Raw genomic sequence first — 13140 nt, 5'->3', positions numbered from 1 at the left:
TGGCCGAAAATGCTCCTGCTTTTCGCGCCGCAGATACCGCATGAATCAAAGACCAGGATCGTTGAATTGACGTGAGTTGGGTCCGGGCCTTCATGGGGGCTCAACGAGTTTGGCGAGGCTCAGGAGGGGTTTGCCGAACGTCCTTAAGAGTGCAAAGAACTTATGGCAAAGCGTGACTATTACGAAGTATTGGGTGTCGAGCGAGGCACGAGCGAAGCGGACCTGAAGAAGGCCTATCGCCGCCTGGCAATGAAGCACCACCCTGACCGTAATCCGGGCGACAAGGCTTCGGAAGAGGCGTTCAAAGAAGCCAACGAGGCTTATGAAGTGTTGTCCGACGCCAGCAAGCGCGCGGCCTACGACCAGTACGGTCATGCCGGCGTCGACCCAAGCATGGGTGGCGGCGGTGCCGGCTTTGGCGGACAGAACTTCTCCGATATTTTCGGCGATGTCTTCAGCGACTTCTTCGGCGGCGGTCGCGGCGGTTCCCGTGGCGGCGCTCAGCGTGGCAGCGATTTGCGCTACACCCTGGAGCTGAATCTGGAAGAGGCGGTGCGCGGAACCTCGGTGAATATCCGTGTGCCGACGCTGGTCAACTGCAAGCCGTGTGATGGCTCGGGGGCGAAGAAAGGCTCGTCGCCGTCGACCTGCCCGACCTGCGGCGGTATCGGTCAGGTGCGCATGCAGCAGGGCTTCTTCTCGGTGCAGCAAACCTGCCCGCGCTGCCATGGCCAGGGCAAGATCATTTCCGATCCGTGCGATTCGTGCCACGGTGACGGTCGCGTCGAAGAGTACAAAACCTTGTCGGTCAAAGTGCCGGCCGGCGTCGATACCGGCGATCGCATTCGTCTGTCTGGCGAAGGCGAGGCGGGGACTCAGGGTGGTCCGACGGGCGATCTGTACGTGGTCATCAATGTCCGCGAACACGACATCTTCCAGCGTGACGGCAAGCACCTGTTCTGCGAAGTGCCGATCAGCTTCGTCGACGCAGCGCTGGGCGGCGAACTGGAAATTCCGACCCTCGACGGTCGGGTCAAGCTGAAAATCCCTGAAGGCACCCAGACCGGCAAGCAGTTCCGTGTGCGCGGCAAGGGTGTGGCGCCGGTGCGTGGCGGTGGTGCAGGCGACTTGATGTGCCGCGTTGCGGTCGAGACGCCAGTCAACCTGAACCGTCGTCAGCGTGAACTGCTGGAAGAGTTCCGCAGCTCGCTGGCCGACGACAACAGTCATTCGCCGAAAACCACCGGTTGGTTCGATGGTGTGAAGCGCTTCTTCGGCGATCTGTAAGGAGTCGGCATGCGACGTATAGCTGTGATGGGCGCTGCTGGGCGCATGGGCAAGATTCTGGTCGAAGCCGTGCAGCAGCGCGCGCCTCTGACCGGTCTGACGGCCGCGGTGGTGCGTCCCGGCAGTACGCTGATCGGTGTCGACGCCGGTGAGCTGGCTTCGCTGGGGCGCATCGGTGTGCCGTTGTCCGGGCATATTGAGGCCGTGGCGGAAGAGTTCGATGTACTGATCGATTTCACGCTGCCGGAAGTGATGCTGAAAAATCTGGCGTTCTGCCGCAAGGCCGGCAAAGCCATGGTCATCGGCACCACTGGGCTGGATGCAGCGCAGAAGCAGTTGCTGGTCGAGGCGGGCAAGGACATTCCGATCGTCTTCGCCGCCAACTTCAGTGTCGGCGTCAATCTTTCGCTGAAGCTGCTCGACATGACGGCACGTGTCCTGGGCGACGAAGCGGACATCGAAATCATCGAAGCGCATCACCGGCACAAGATCGATGCGCCGTCGGGCACCGCACTGCGCATGGGCGAAGTGATCGCCAGTGCGCTGGATCGTGATCTGCAGAAAGTTGCGGTCTACGGTCGCGAAGGTCACACCGGCGCCCGTGAGCGTGAAACCATCGGCTTCGCCACCGTGCGCGGTGGTGATGTGGTGGGTGATCACACCGTGCTGTTTGCCTGCGAGGGCGAGCGTCTGGAGATCACGCACAAGGCATCGAGCCGCATGACTTTCGCCAAGGGTGCGGTGCGTGCCGCGCTGTGGCTGGATGGTCGTGAGCCGGGTCTTTATGACATGCAGGACGTGCTCGAGCTGCGTTGATGCAGTGCTGAACCCGGTGCAAACGCCCTGTTTGCACCGGTTTTTCTCCGCGTGGCGACGACCTGTCGCATTCTCCGGCCTTTAGGGCTCTTTAGCGGTGGACCAAAAAAGCCTTTTTCTGTAAGCTACAGCTTTAGTGTGTCCACTAAAAGCGCGCAGAATAATTCAGTGAAGAAGCGGGGTGACGTGTCCATACGTCACTCCGCTTTTTTACAACCTGCGATCGCCCTTTCATGCGTTATTTACGGGAGGTCTTCTTGACTAAGCCAGCCATACTTGCCCTTGCTGATGGCAGCATTTTTCGCGGCGAAGCCATTGGAGCCGACGGTCAGACCGTTGGTGAGGTGGTGTTCAACACCGCAATGACCGGCTATCAGGAAATCCTTACCGATCCTTCCTACGCCCAACAGATCGTTACCCTGACTTACCCGCACATCGGCAACACCGGTACCACGCCGGAAGATGCCGAGTCCGACCGCGTCTGGTCCGCTGGCCTGGTCATCCGTGACCTGCCGCTGGTAGCGAGCAACTGGCGTAACACGATGTCGCTGTCCGATTACCTGAAAGCCAACAACGTCGTGGCGATCGCCGGTATCGACACCCGTCGCCTGACCCGCATCCTGCGTGAAAAGGGCGCGCAGAACGGCTGCATCATGGCCGGTGACAACATCTCCGAAGAAGCCGCCATCGCCGCTGCGCAAGGCTTCCCGGGCCTGAAGGGCATGGACCTGGCGAAAGTCGTCAGCACCAAGACTCAATACGAATGGCGCTCGACCGTCTGGGATCTGAAAACCGACAGCCACGCGACCATCGAAGCGTCCGAGCTGCCGTATCACGTGGTGGCCTTCGACTACGGCGTCAAGGTCAACATCCTGCGCATGCTGGTCGAGCGCGGCTGCCGCGTCACCGTGGTGCCTGCCCAGACCCCGGCTGCCGATGTCCTGGCGCTGAAGCCGGACGGCGTGTTCCTGTCCAACGGCCCGGGTGACCCGGAGCCATGCGACTACGCGATCCAGGCGATCAAGGACGTGCTGGAAACCGAAATTCCGGTCTTCGGTATCTGCCTCGGTCACCAGCTGCTGGCTCTGGCCTCCGGCGCCAAGACCGTGAAGATGGGCCACGGCCACCACGGTGCCAACCACCCGGTGCAGGATCTGGACACCGGCGTTGTGATGATCACCAGCCAGAACCACGGTTTTGCGGTCGACGAAGCCACCCTGCCGGGCAACGTTCGCGCGATCCACAAATCGCTGTTCGACGGCACCCTGCAAGGCATCGAGCGCACCGACAAGAGCGCGTTCAGCTTCCAGGGCCACCCTGAAGCGAGCCCGGGCCCGAACGACGTCGCGCCACTGTTCGACCGCTTCATCAACGAGATGGCCAAGCGACGCTAAGCGTTCGCCTTGAGACTGTAGAGAGAAGTCTTCGAGGGCGGCCCCGGCACCGGTGGCCCCTTCGGGACTTCAGAAATCGATCAAGACGGCTTGCCGACTGACCTGCGGATTTGAGTGACAACCCATGCCAAAACGTACAGACATTAAAAGCATCCTGATTCTCGGCGCTGGCCCGATCGTTATCGGCCAGGCCTGCGAATTCGACTACTCCGGCGCCCAGGCCTGCAAAGCCCTGCGCGAAGAGGGTTACCGCGTCATCCTGGTGAACTCCAATCCGGCGACCATCATGACCGACCCGGACATGGCCGACGCCACCTACATCGAGCCGATCAAGTGGCAGACCGTTGCCAAGATCATCGAGAAAGAGCGTCCGGACGCCGTACTGCCAACCATGGGCGGTCAGACTGCTCTGAACTGCGCTCTGGACCTGGAGCGCGAAGGCGTTCTGGAGAAGTTCGGCGTTGAAATGATCGGCGCCAACGCCGACACCATCGACAAGGCTGAAGACCGTTCGCGTTTCGACAAGGCGATGAAATCCATCGGCCTGGCGTGCCCGCGCTCCGGCATCGCGCACAGTATGGAAGAAGCCAACGCCGTCCTCGAGACGCTGGGCTTCCCGTGCATCATCCGTCCGTCGTTCACCATGGGCGGCACCGGTGGCGGTATCGCTTACAACCGTGAAGAGTTCGAAGAAATCTGCGCCCGTGGTCTGGACCTGTCGCCGACCAAAGAGCTGCTGATCGACGAATCGCTGATCGGCTGGAAAGAATATGAAATGGAAGTTGTCCGCGATAAAAAGGACAACTGCATCATCGTCTGCTCGATCGAAAACTTCGACCCGATGGGCGTGCACACCGGTGACTCGATCACCGTGGCGCCGGCACAGACCCTGACCGACAAGGAATACCAGATCCTGCGTAACGCCTCGCTGGCGGTACTGCGCGAGATCGGCGTCGAGACTGGCGGTTCCAACGTGCAGTTCGGTATCTGCCCGAACACTGGCCGTATGGTCGTGATCGAAATGAACCCGCGGGTATCGCGTTCCTCGGCGCTGGCTTCGAAAGCCACCGGTTTCCCGATCGCCAAAGTCGCGGCCAAACTGGCCGTGGGTTACACCCTCGACGAACTGTCGAACGACATCACCGGCGGCAAGACCCCAGCGTCCTTCGAGCCGTCGATCGACTACGTCGTGACCAAGCTGCCACGCTTCGCCTTTGAGAAATTCGCCAAGGCTGACGCACGCCTGACCACTCAGATGAAGTCGGTGGGTGAAGTCATGGCCATCGGCCGGACTTTCCAGGAATCCCTTCAGAAAGCCCTGCGCGGTCTGGAAGTCGGCGTTTGCGGTCTGGACGAGAAGCTCGACCTGAGCAACCCGGAAAGCATGAGCGTGCTCAAGCGCGAGCTGACCGTGCCGGGCGCCGAGCGTATCTGGTACGTGGCTGACGCGTTCCGCGCCGGCCTGTCGGTCGAAGACATCTTCGGCATGAACATGATCGACCCATGGTTCCTGGTGCAGATCGAAGATCTGATCAAGGACGAAGAGAAGGTCAAGACCCTCGGTCTGTCTTCGATCGACCGCGACCTGATGTTCAAGCTCAAGCGCAAAGGCTTCTCCGATCAGCGTCTGGCCAAGCTGCTGGGTGTGACCGAGAAAAACCTGCGCACGCACCGTCAGAAGCTCGAAGTGTTCCCGGTCTACAAGCGCGTTGATACCTGCGCCGCCGAGTTCGCCACCGACACCGCTTACCTCTACTCGACTTACGAGGAAGAGTGCGAAGCCGCGCCGTCTGGCCGCGACAAGATCATGATCCTGGGCGGCGGTCCGAACCGTATCGGTCAGGGCATCGAATTCGACTACTGCTGCGTTCACGCCGCTCTCGCCCTGCGCGAAGACGGCTACGAAACCATCATGGTCAACTGCAACCCGGAAACCGTTTCCACCGACTACGACACCTCCGACCGTCTGTACTTCGAGCCAGTGACCCTGGAAGACGTGCTGGAAATCTGCCGCGTCGAGAAGCCGAAAGGCGTGATCGTCCAGTACGGCGGCCAGACTCCGTTGAAACTGGCTCGTGCGCTGGAAGCCGCTGGCGTGCCGATCATCGGCACCAGCCCTGACGCCATCGACCGTGCCGAAGACCGCGAGCGCTTCCAGCAAATGGTCGAGCGCCTGAACCTGCGTCAGCCGCCGAACGCCACCGTGCGCAGCGAAGACGAAGCTGTTCGCGCTGCCGCGAAAATCGGTTATCCGCTGGTTGTGCGTCCGTCCTACGTATTGGGCGGCCGAGCGATGGAAATCGTTTACAAAGAAGACGAGCTCAAGCGCTACCTGCGTGACGCGGTGCAAGTGTCGAACGACAGCCCGGTGCTGCTCGACCACTTCCTCAACTGCGCCATTGAAATGGACGTGGATGCGGTCTGCGACGGCAAAGACGTGGTGATCGGCGCGATCATGCAGCACATCGAACAGGCGGGCGTTCACTCCGGTGACTCCGCGTGCTCGCTGCCGCCGTACTCGCTGCCGGCGCACATCCAGGACGAGATGCGCGAACAGGTCAAGAAAATGGCCCTGGAACTGGGCGTTGTCGGCCTGATGAACGTGCAACTGGCTTTGCAGGGCGAAGACATCTACGTCATCGAAGTCAACCCGCGCGCCTCGCGTACCGTGCCGTTCGTGTCCAAGTGCATCGGTGTTTCCCTGGCGATGATCGCTGCGCGCGTGATGGCCGGTAAGACCCTGAAAGAGATCGGCTTCACCAAAGAAATCATTCCGAACTTCTACAGCGTGAAAGAGGCGGTGTTCCCGTTCGCCAAATTCCCTGGCGTTGACCCGATCCTCGGCCCAGAGATGAAGTCGACCGGTGAAGTGATGGGCGTTGGCGACACCTTCGGTGAAGCGTTCGCCAAGGCTCAGATGGGTGCCAGCGAAGTGCTGCCGACCGGCGGTACTGCGTTCATCAGCGTACGTGACGACGACAAGCCACTGGTTGCAGGCGTGGCCCGTGATCTGATCAACTTGGGTTTCGAAGTGGTTGCCACTGCCGGCACTGCCAAGCTGATCGAAGCCGCAGGCCTGAAAGTGCGCCGCGTGAACAAGGTGACCGAGGGTCGTCCGCACGTGGTCGACATGATCAAGAATGACGAAGTCACGCTGATCATCAACACCACCGAAGGTCGTCAGTCGATCGCCGATTCGTACTCCATTCGTCGCAATGCCCTGCAGCACAAGATCTACTGCACCACCACCATTGCTGCGGGCGAAGCGATCTGCGAAGCGCTGAAATTCGGTCCGGAAAAGACCGTGCGTCGCTTGCAGGATCTACACGCAGGATTGAAGGCATGAGCATAACCAAGTACCCAATGACTGTTCAGGGCGCTCGCGCCCTGGAAGAAGAACACGCTCACCTGACCAAGGTCGTCCGTCCGAAGCTCAGCCAGGACATCGGTACGGCCCGCGAGTTGGGTGACTTGAAGGAAAACGCTGAATACCATGCTGCCCGCGAGCAACAGGGTATGGTCGAGGCGCGAATTCGGGACATCGAAGGCCGGATTCAGAATCAGGTCGTCATTGATGTCACCACCATCCCGCACACGGGCAAGGTGATTTTCGGCACGACCGTTGAAATCGCCAATGTCGAGACGGATGAAAGCGTCACTTACCAGATCGTGGGTGAGGATGAAGCTGACTTCAAACTCGGCAAGATTTCGGTCGGCTCGCCGTTGGCCCGTGCCTTGATTGGCAAGGAAGAGGGTGACGTCGTCGCCGTCAAAACGCCAAGCGGCGTGATCGAGTACGAGATTGTCGAAGTTCGTCACATCTGAAAGAAGGCGCCCGCTGCATGCGGGCGCCATGCTTTGGCAGCTGGCCCAGATGCTTTGGGTCGGCGGGCTATGGCTGATTCATCTCGGTTTGCAGCCGGCGTTGGGCCAGATTGGCCTGGCGCCGCTGTTGATCGACGAAGTCGCCAGTGCCTTTGAAGTGCTGGTCGTGGGTTTCGCTGCAGTCTGCGTGATTTTTCAGGCTTTGGTGCTGGTACAGGCCGAGGGCCCTGGCAGTCTATGGCGGGATTTTCGCGGGCAAGTGCTGATGATGGCGTTGTACGCGTGTGCGATGTATGTCGCTGTGCGTGTCGGCTGGCCGGATGCGCAGCGCTGGCAGGTGTTCAGTTATCTGGTGCTGGGGTTTTCCGGGCTGGTGCTGGTCATGCAACCGGTGCCGGGCTGGAGTGGCAGGGTGCGCGAAGCACACCCTTGACCCTTGTCATCACTTGAAGCGATGAACGTTCGACAGCTGCTTGTTGACGCTGAAGTTCTTGCGATACACCAGTGCCATCTTGCCGATGACCTGTACCAGGTCCGCTTTGCCGACCTTGCACAGTTCTGCGATGTGCGCCAGGCGCGACTCGCGATCGAGGATGTTGAGCTTGATCTTGATCAGCTCGTGATCCGCCAGGGCGCGTTCGAGTTCGGCTAGCACACCTTCAGTCAGACCGTTGTCAGCCACAGTCAGAACTGGTTTCAGATGGTGGCCAATGGATTTGTACTGTTTCTTCTGCTCTGGAGTGAGCGGCATAATCTGACCCTTTCGTCTGGATTCTGTAAAATGGCGGCCATTTTACCCGAGGGTTCGTGGATCCGCCCAACTAATCACGACCCTTATTATCGAGGTGCCCAATGGCGCGTTCCAAGACAAGCCTTGGTTGGCTGAAAAGACATGTCAACGATCCTTATGTGAAGCAGGCGCAGAAGGATGGCTACCGCTCGCGTGCGAGTTACAAGCTTCTGGAAATCCAGGAGAAATACAAACTGATCCGTCCGGGCATGAGCGTTGTCGACCTGGGCGCGGCGCCCGGTGGCTGGTCGCAGGTCACCAGTCGACTGATCGGTGGTCAGGGGCGTTTGATCGCCTCGGACATCCTGGAAATGGACAGCATTCCAGACGTCACCTTCATTCACGGGGACTTTACCGAGGACTCAGTGCTCGGCCGAATCCTTGAGGCCGTCGGTAATTCGCAGGTGGACCTTGTGATTTCCGATATGGCCCCCAATATGAGTGGTACACCTGAAGTGGATATGCCCAAGGCCATGTTCCTGTGCGAGCTGGCACTGGACCTGGCGGAACGGATACTCAAGCCGGGTGGCAATTTCGTCATCAAGATTTTTCAGGGCGAAGGGTTTGATGTTTATTTGAAGGATGCCCGTCGCAAATTCGACAAGATCCAGATGATCAAGCCGGATTCTTCGCGTGGCAGCTCCCGCGAGCAATATATGCTGGCCTGGGGCTACCGTGGCAACGGCGAATAAATGTGGTTTTTCGGCGGGGCGATAGCTTTTTCATATTTTGCCCCGCGTGCATAAACGAATATTGTGTAGAAAGTGTTTCACAAAGGGTTACAGACGGCGCCTGCCAGAGTTGTAGGTAATGTAGTAAGTTAGGCCGGTGAATATCATGCGAAGCGCGCGCCAGTAGCGGAGCTTGCTTCAGAGGGTAGTTAATTGAACGATATGGCAAAGAATCTGATCCTGTGGTTGATCATCGCGGCTGTCCTGGTGACGGTGATGAACAACTTCTCCAGCCCTAACGAGCCGCAGACCCTCAACTATTCCGACTTCATCCAGCAGGTCAAGGATGGCAAGGTCGAGCGCGTCGCCGTTGATGGTTATGTGATCACCGGCAAGCGCACCGATGGCGACAGCTTCAAGACCATTCGTCCGGCCATTCAGGACAACGGCCTGATCGGCGATCTGGTCGACAACCATGTCGTGGTTGAAGGCAAGCAGCCTGAGCAGCAAAGCATCTGGACCCAACTGCTGGTAGCCAGCTTCCCGATCCTGGTGATCATCGCGGTGTTCATGTTCTTCATGCGCCAGATGCAGGGCGGTGCCGGTGGCAAGGGCGGGCCGATGAGCTTCGGCAAGAGCAAGGCGCGCCTGCTCTCCGAAGATCAGGTGAAAACCACATTGGCTGACGTCGCCGGTTGCGACGAAGCCAAGGAAGAAGTCGGCGAGTTGGTCGAGTTCCTGCGTGATCCGGGCAAGTTCCAGCGTCTGGGCGGCCGCATTCCTCGCGGCGTGCTGATGGTCGGCCCTCCGGGTACCGGTAAAACCTTGCTGGCCAAGGCGATTGCCGGCGAAGCCAAGGTGCCGTTCTTCACCATTTCCGGTTCTGACTTCGTCGAAATGTTCGTCGGTGTCGGTGCCAGCCGTGTTCGTGACATGTTCGAGCAGGCCAAGAAGCACGCCCCGTGCATCATCTTCATCGACGAAATCGACGCCGTTGGTCGCCACCGTGGCGCCGGCATGGGCGGCGGTCACGACGAGCGTGAGCAGACTCTCAACCAGTTGCTGGTGGAGATGGATGGCTTCGAAATGAACGATGGCATCATTGTCATCGCTGCAACCAACCGTCCGGACGTACTCGACCCGGCACTGCTGCGTCCGGGCCGTTTCGACCGTCAGGTGGTGGTTGGCTTGCCAGACATCCGTGGTCGCGAGCAGATTCTCAAGGTCCACATGCGCAAAGTGCCGATGGGCGACGACGTTGCTCCAGCGGTGATCGCGCGTGGTACCCCGGGCTTCTCCGGTGCCGACCTGGCCAACCTGGTCAACGAAGCCTCGCTGTTTGCTGCACGCAGCGGCAAGCGCATCGTCGAGATGAAAGAGTTCGAACTGGCCAAAGACAAGATCATGATGGGCGCCGAGCGCAAATCGATGGTCATGTCCGAGAAAGAAAAACAGAACACCGCTTATCACGAAGCCGGCCATGCCATTGTGGGTCGGGTAGTGCCTGAGCATGATCCGGTTTACAAGGTCTCGATCATTCCGCGCGGTCGTGCGCTGGGTGTGACCATGTTCCTTCCGGAAGAAGATCGCTACAGCCTGTCCAAGCGTGCACTGATCAGTCAGATCTGTTCGCTGTACGGTGGTCGTATTGCTGAAGAGATGACCCTTGGCTTCGACGGGGTCACCACTGGTGCCTCCAACGACATCATGCGTGCCAGTCAGATCGCACGGAACATGGTCACCAAGTGGGGCTTGTCGGAAAAACTTGGCCCGTTGATGTATGCAGAAGAGGAAGGCGAAGTGTTCCTCGGTCGCGGCGGCGGTGGTCAGGCAGCGAGCTTCTCGGGTGAGACTGCCAAGCTGATCGACTCCGAAGTGCGCAGCATCATCGATCACTGCTACGGCACTGCCAAGCAGATCCTGACCGACAATCGCGACAAGCTCGATGCGATGGCCGATGCGCTGATGAAGTACGAAACGATCGACGCTGAGCAGATCGACGACATCATGGCGGGGCGTACACCACGCGAGCCGCGTGACTGGACGGGTGGCACGGGCACTCCACCACCACCACCAGTAGTCCGTGACGAGCGTCCGGAAACACCGATTGGCGGTCCGGCTGCTGACGTTTAAGGCTTGAAATGACTTTTGTACAGTCCCTGACCCGGTTGCCTTGCGGCAACCGGGTTCTTGATTTGGCCCGGACGCATGTCATGGGCATTCTCAATGTCACTCCCGACTCCTTTTCCGACGGCGGCCAATATAGCCAGCTGGACGCTGCATTGCGTCACGCTGAAGCCATGGTGGCTGCCGGCGCGACGCTGATCGATGTCGGTGGTGAGTCCACGCGCCCTGGGGCAAGAGCGGTGTCGCCGCTGGAAGAACTGGAGCGCGTGGCGCCAGTTGTCGAGCTGATCAATCGCGAGCTCGATGTGATCATTTCGGTCGATACCTCGACACCAGCGGTCATGCGCGAAACCGCGCGACTCGGCGCCGGCCTGATCAATGATGTCCGTTCGCTGCAGCGCGATGGTGCGCTGGATGCAGCGGCGGCCACCGGTTTGCCGGTGTGTCTGATGCACATGCTCGGCGAGCCTGGAAACATGCAGGACAACCCGCAGTATCAGGATGTCACCCGCGAAGTCGGCGAGTTTCTCGCCGAGCGCATGGCCCAGTGTGCAGCCGCTGGCATTCCTGCCGAGCGGATCATTCTCGATCCCGGTTTCGGTTTCGCCAAAACCCTGCAGCACAATCTAAGCTTGTTCAAGCACATGGAAGCCCTGCATGCGTTGGGCAGGCCATTGCTTGTGGGTGTTTCGCGAAAGAGCATGATCGGCCAGGCCTTGAATCGCCCCGTGGGTGAGCGTCTTCATGGCGGTCTGGCCCTTGCTGCGCTGGCATCGGTAAAAGGTGCGTGTATATTGCGCGTCCATGATGTGGCGGAAACGGTAGACGTCGTGCGGATGATCGCGGCCGTAGAATCAGCCGAATAAGAATGATGGAGCGCTTATGAGCAAAAAATACTTTGGTACCGACGGCATTCGTGGCCGGGTCGGTGAATACCCGATTACTCCTGATTTCATGCTCAAGCTCGGCTGGGCCGCCGGCATGGCGTTCCGCAAGATGGGCGCCTGCAAGGTGCTGGTCGGCAAGGACACGCGTATTTCCGGATACATGTTCGAATCGGCACTCGAGGCGGGCCTGACATCGGCAGGCGCCGATGTGATGTTGCTCGGCCCGATGCCGACCCCGGCGATTGCCTATCTGTCGCGCACATTCCAAGCCGAGGCCGGGATCGTGATCAGTGCTTCGCACAATCCGCACGACGATAACGGCATCAAGTTCTTCTCCGGCAAAGGTACCAAACTGCCAGATGAACTGGAGCTGATGATCGAAGAATTGCTCGATACGCCGATGACGGTGGTTGAGTCGAGCAAGATCGGCAAGGTTTCGCGAATCAACGATGCGTCCGGCCGTTATATCGAATTCTGCAAAAGCAGTGTGCCGACCGGCACCAGTTTTGCCGGCATGAAGATTGTCATCGATTGCGCACACGGCGCGACCTATAAGGTTGCGCCAAGCGTGTTCCGCGAGTTGGGCGCAGAAGTGGTAGTCCTGTCGGCGCAGCCTAACGGGCTGAACATCAACGATAACTGTGGCTCGACCCACATGGGCCCGTTGCAGGCCGCAGTGCTGGCTGAACACGCCGATCTGGGCATCGCGTTCGATGGTGACGGCGATCGCGTTCTGATGGTCGATCACACCGGCACCATTGTCGATGGCGACGATTTGCTGTTCATCATCGCCCGTGATCTTCATGAGCGCGGCAAGTTGCAGGGCGGCGTGGTTGGCACTCTGATGAGTAATCTGGGTCTTGAGCTGGCGCTTGCCGATCTGTCGATCCCGTTTATTCGGGCCAATGTCGGTGACCGCTATGTGATCGCCGAACTGCTTGAGCGCAACTGGCTGGTGGGTGGCGAGAACTCGGGGCATGTCGTGTGCTTCAATCACACCACCACCGGTGATGCGATCATCGCGGCGTTGCAGGTGCTCATGGCGCTGAAGGCCCGCAACGAGGGTCTGGCGCAAACGCGCCAGGCGCTGCGCAAATGTCCTCAGGTGCTGATCAACGTGCGTTTCGGTGGCGGCGAAAGCCCACTGGAGCACCCGGCTGTCAAAGAGGCGAGTACGCGTGTAACCCAGGCAATGGCCGGTCGTGGTCGAGTGCTTTTGCGCAAGTCGGGAACAGAGCCTTTGGTGCGCGTAATGGTCGAAGGCGAAGACGAAACTCAGGTTCGCGGCTATGCCGAAGAACTGGCAAAACTGGTAACTGAAGTTTCTGCCTGATTCGGCTTGC

General features: G+C 59.5%; 11 protein-coding genes. 10 read left to right on the top strand and 1 reads right to left on the bottom strand.

The genetic code is table 11. The annotated features are described in order from the left end of the window. The first annotated feature begins 162 nt into the window (after positions 1-162). The 6 genes from dnaJ (at position 163) to J3P75_RS23850 (ending at position 7755) form a co-directional block, all read left to right on the top strand. The gene (gene dnaJ, locus J3P75_RS23875; protein ID WP_090281702.1) at positions 163-1287 is read left to right on the top strand and encodes a molecular chaperone DnaJ; all 1125 of its coding nucleotides are present in this window, start codon (positions 163-165) and stop codon (positions 1285-1287) included. Between the two features lie 9 nt (positions 1288-1296). Next, positions 1297-2103: a 4-hydroxy-tetrahydrodipicolinate reductase gene (gene dapB / locus J3P75_RS23870; protein ID WP_434708401.1), complete on the top strand. Its 807-nt coding sequence runs from the start codon at positions 1297-1299 to the stop codon at positions 2101-2103. Between the two features lie 257 nt (positions 2104-2360). After that, positions 2361-3497 (top strand): glutamine-hydrolyzing carbamoyl-phosphate synthase small subunit, encoded by a 1137-nt coding sequence (carA, locus tag J3P75_RS23865; RefSeq protein WP_203420696.1) that lies wholly within the window; start codon positions 2361-2363, stop codon positions 3495-3497. 124 nt (positions 3498-3621) lie between these two features. Beyond that, positions 3622-6843 (top strand): carbamoyl-phosphate synthase large subunit, encoded by a 3222-nt coding sequence (carB, locus tag J3P75_RS23860; protein ID WP_039759558.1) that lies wholly within the window; start codon positions 3622-3624, stop codon positions 6841-6843. Between the two features lie 2 nt (positions 6844-6845). Continuing rightward, on the top strand, positions 6846-7322 hold the full coding sequence (gene greA / locus J3P75_RS23855) for a transcription elongation factor GreA (protein ID WP_093106947.1): 477 nt from the start codon (positions 6846-6848) through the stop codon (positions 7320-7322). 28 nt (positions 7323-7350) lie between these two features. Continuing rightward, positions 7351-7755 (top strand): MFS transporter, encoded by a 405-nt coding sequence (locus J3P75_RS23850; RefSeq protein ID WP_090281705.1) that lies wholly within the window; start codon positions 7351-7353, stop codon positions 7753-7755. A gap of 9 nt (positions 7756-7764) precedes the next feature. Here J3P75_RS23850 and J3P75_RS23845 read toward each other — a convergent pair whose 3' ends face one another. Continuing rightward, entirely contained in the window at positions 7765-8073 is a 309-nt protein-coding gene (locus J3P75_RS23845) for a YhbY family RNA-binding protein (protein ID WP_003221534.1), read from the bottom strand. A 101-nt stretch (positions 8074-8174) separates the two neighbouring features. On the opposite strand from J3P75_RS23845, the gene rlmE reads away from it, so the two are divergent. The 4 genes from rlmE to glmM all read left to right on the top strand — a co-directional run bounded on the left by rlmE (position 8175) and on the right by glmM (position 13130). Continuing rightward, entirely contained in the window at positions 8175-8804 is a 630-nt protein-coding gene (gene rlmE, locus J3P75_RS23840; protein WP_090281706.1) for a 23S rRNA (uridine(2552)-2'-O)-methyltransferase RlmE, read from the top strand. A gap of 201 nt (positions 8805-9005) precedes the next feature. Further along, complete coding sequence (gene ftsH / locus J3P75_RS23835; protein ID WP_434711365.1) at positions 9006-10916, top strand: ATP-dependent zinc metalloprotease FtsH; 1911 nt, start codon at positions 9006-9008, stop codon at positions 10914-10916. An 8-nt stretch (positions 10917-10924) separates the two neighbouring features. Continuing rightward, on the top strand, positions 10925-11776 hold the full coding sequence (folP, locus tag J3P75_RS23830; protein ID WP_434708400.1) for a dihydropteroate synthase: 852 nt from the start codon (positions 10925-10927) through the stop codon (positions 11774-11776). A gap of 16 nt (positions 11777-11792) precedes the next feature. Next, complete coding sequence (gene glmM, locus J3P75_RS23825; RefSeq protein WP_434708399.1) at positions 11793-13130, top strand: phosphoglucosamine mutase; 1338 nt, start codon at positions 11793-11795, stop codon at positions 13128-13130. Positions 13131-13140 lie beyond the last annotated feature (10 nt).

The sequence above is a fragment of the Pseudomonas sp. R1-1 genome, assembly GCF_051132135.1.
Classification (GTDB): domain Bacteria; phylum Pseudomonadota; class Gammaproteobacteria; order Pseudomonadales; family Pseudomonadaceae; genus Aquipseudomonas.
The sequence above is the reverse complement of the archived record's forward strand: the minus strand, read 5'-3'. Positions and strand labels throughout refer to the sequence as shown.

Bases quoted from the DNA above. Each gene is read 5' to 3' on its own strand.
- dnaJ (WP_090281702.1), top strand. From the start codon at position 163: ATGGCAAAGCGTGACTATTACGAAGTATTGGGTGTCGAGCGAGGCACG.
- dapB (WP_434708401.1), top strand. From the start codon at position 1,297: ATGCGACGTATAGCTGTGATGGGCGCTGCTGGGCGCATGGGCAAGATT.
- carB (WP_039759558.1), top strand. From the start codon at position 3,622: ATGCCAAAACGTACAGACATTAAAAGCATCCTGATTCTCGGCGCTGGC.
- J3P75_RS23850 (WP_090281705.1), top strand. From the start codon at position 7,351: ATGCTTTGGCAGCTGGCCCAGATGCTTTGGGTCGGCGGGCTATGGCTG.
- J3P75_RS23845 (WP_003221534.1), bottom strand. From the start codon at position 8,073: ATGCCGCTCACTCCAGAGCAGAAGAAACAGTACAAATCCATTGGCCAC.
- rlmE (WP_090281706.1), top strand. From the start codon at position 8,175: ATGGCGCGTTCCAAGACAAGCCTTGGTTGGCTGAAAAGACATGTCAAC.
- ftsH (WP_434711365.1), top strand. From the start codon at position 9,006: ATGGCAAAGAATCTGATCCTGTGGTTGATCATCGCGGCTGTCCTGGTG.
- folP (WP_434708400.1), top strand. From the start codon at position 10,925: ATGACTTTTGTACAGTCCCTGACCCGGTTGCCTTGCGGCAACCGGGTT.
- glmM (WP_434708399.1), top strand. From the start codon at position 11,793: ATGAGCAAAAAATACTTTGGTACCGACGGCATTCGTGGCCGGGTCGGT.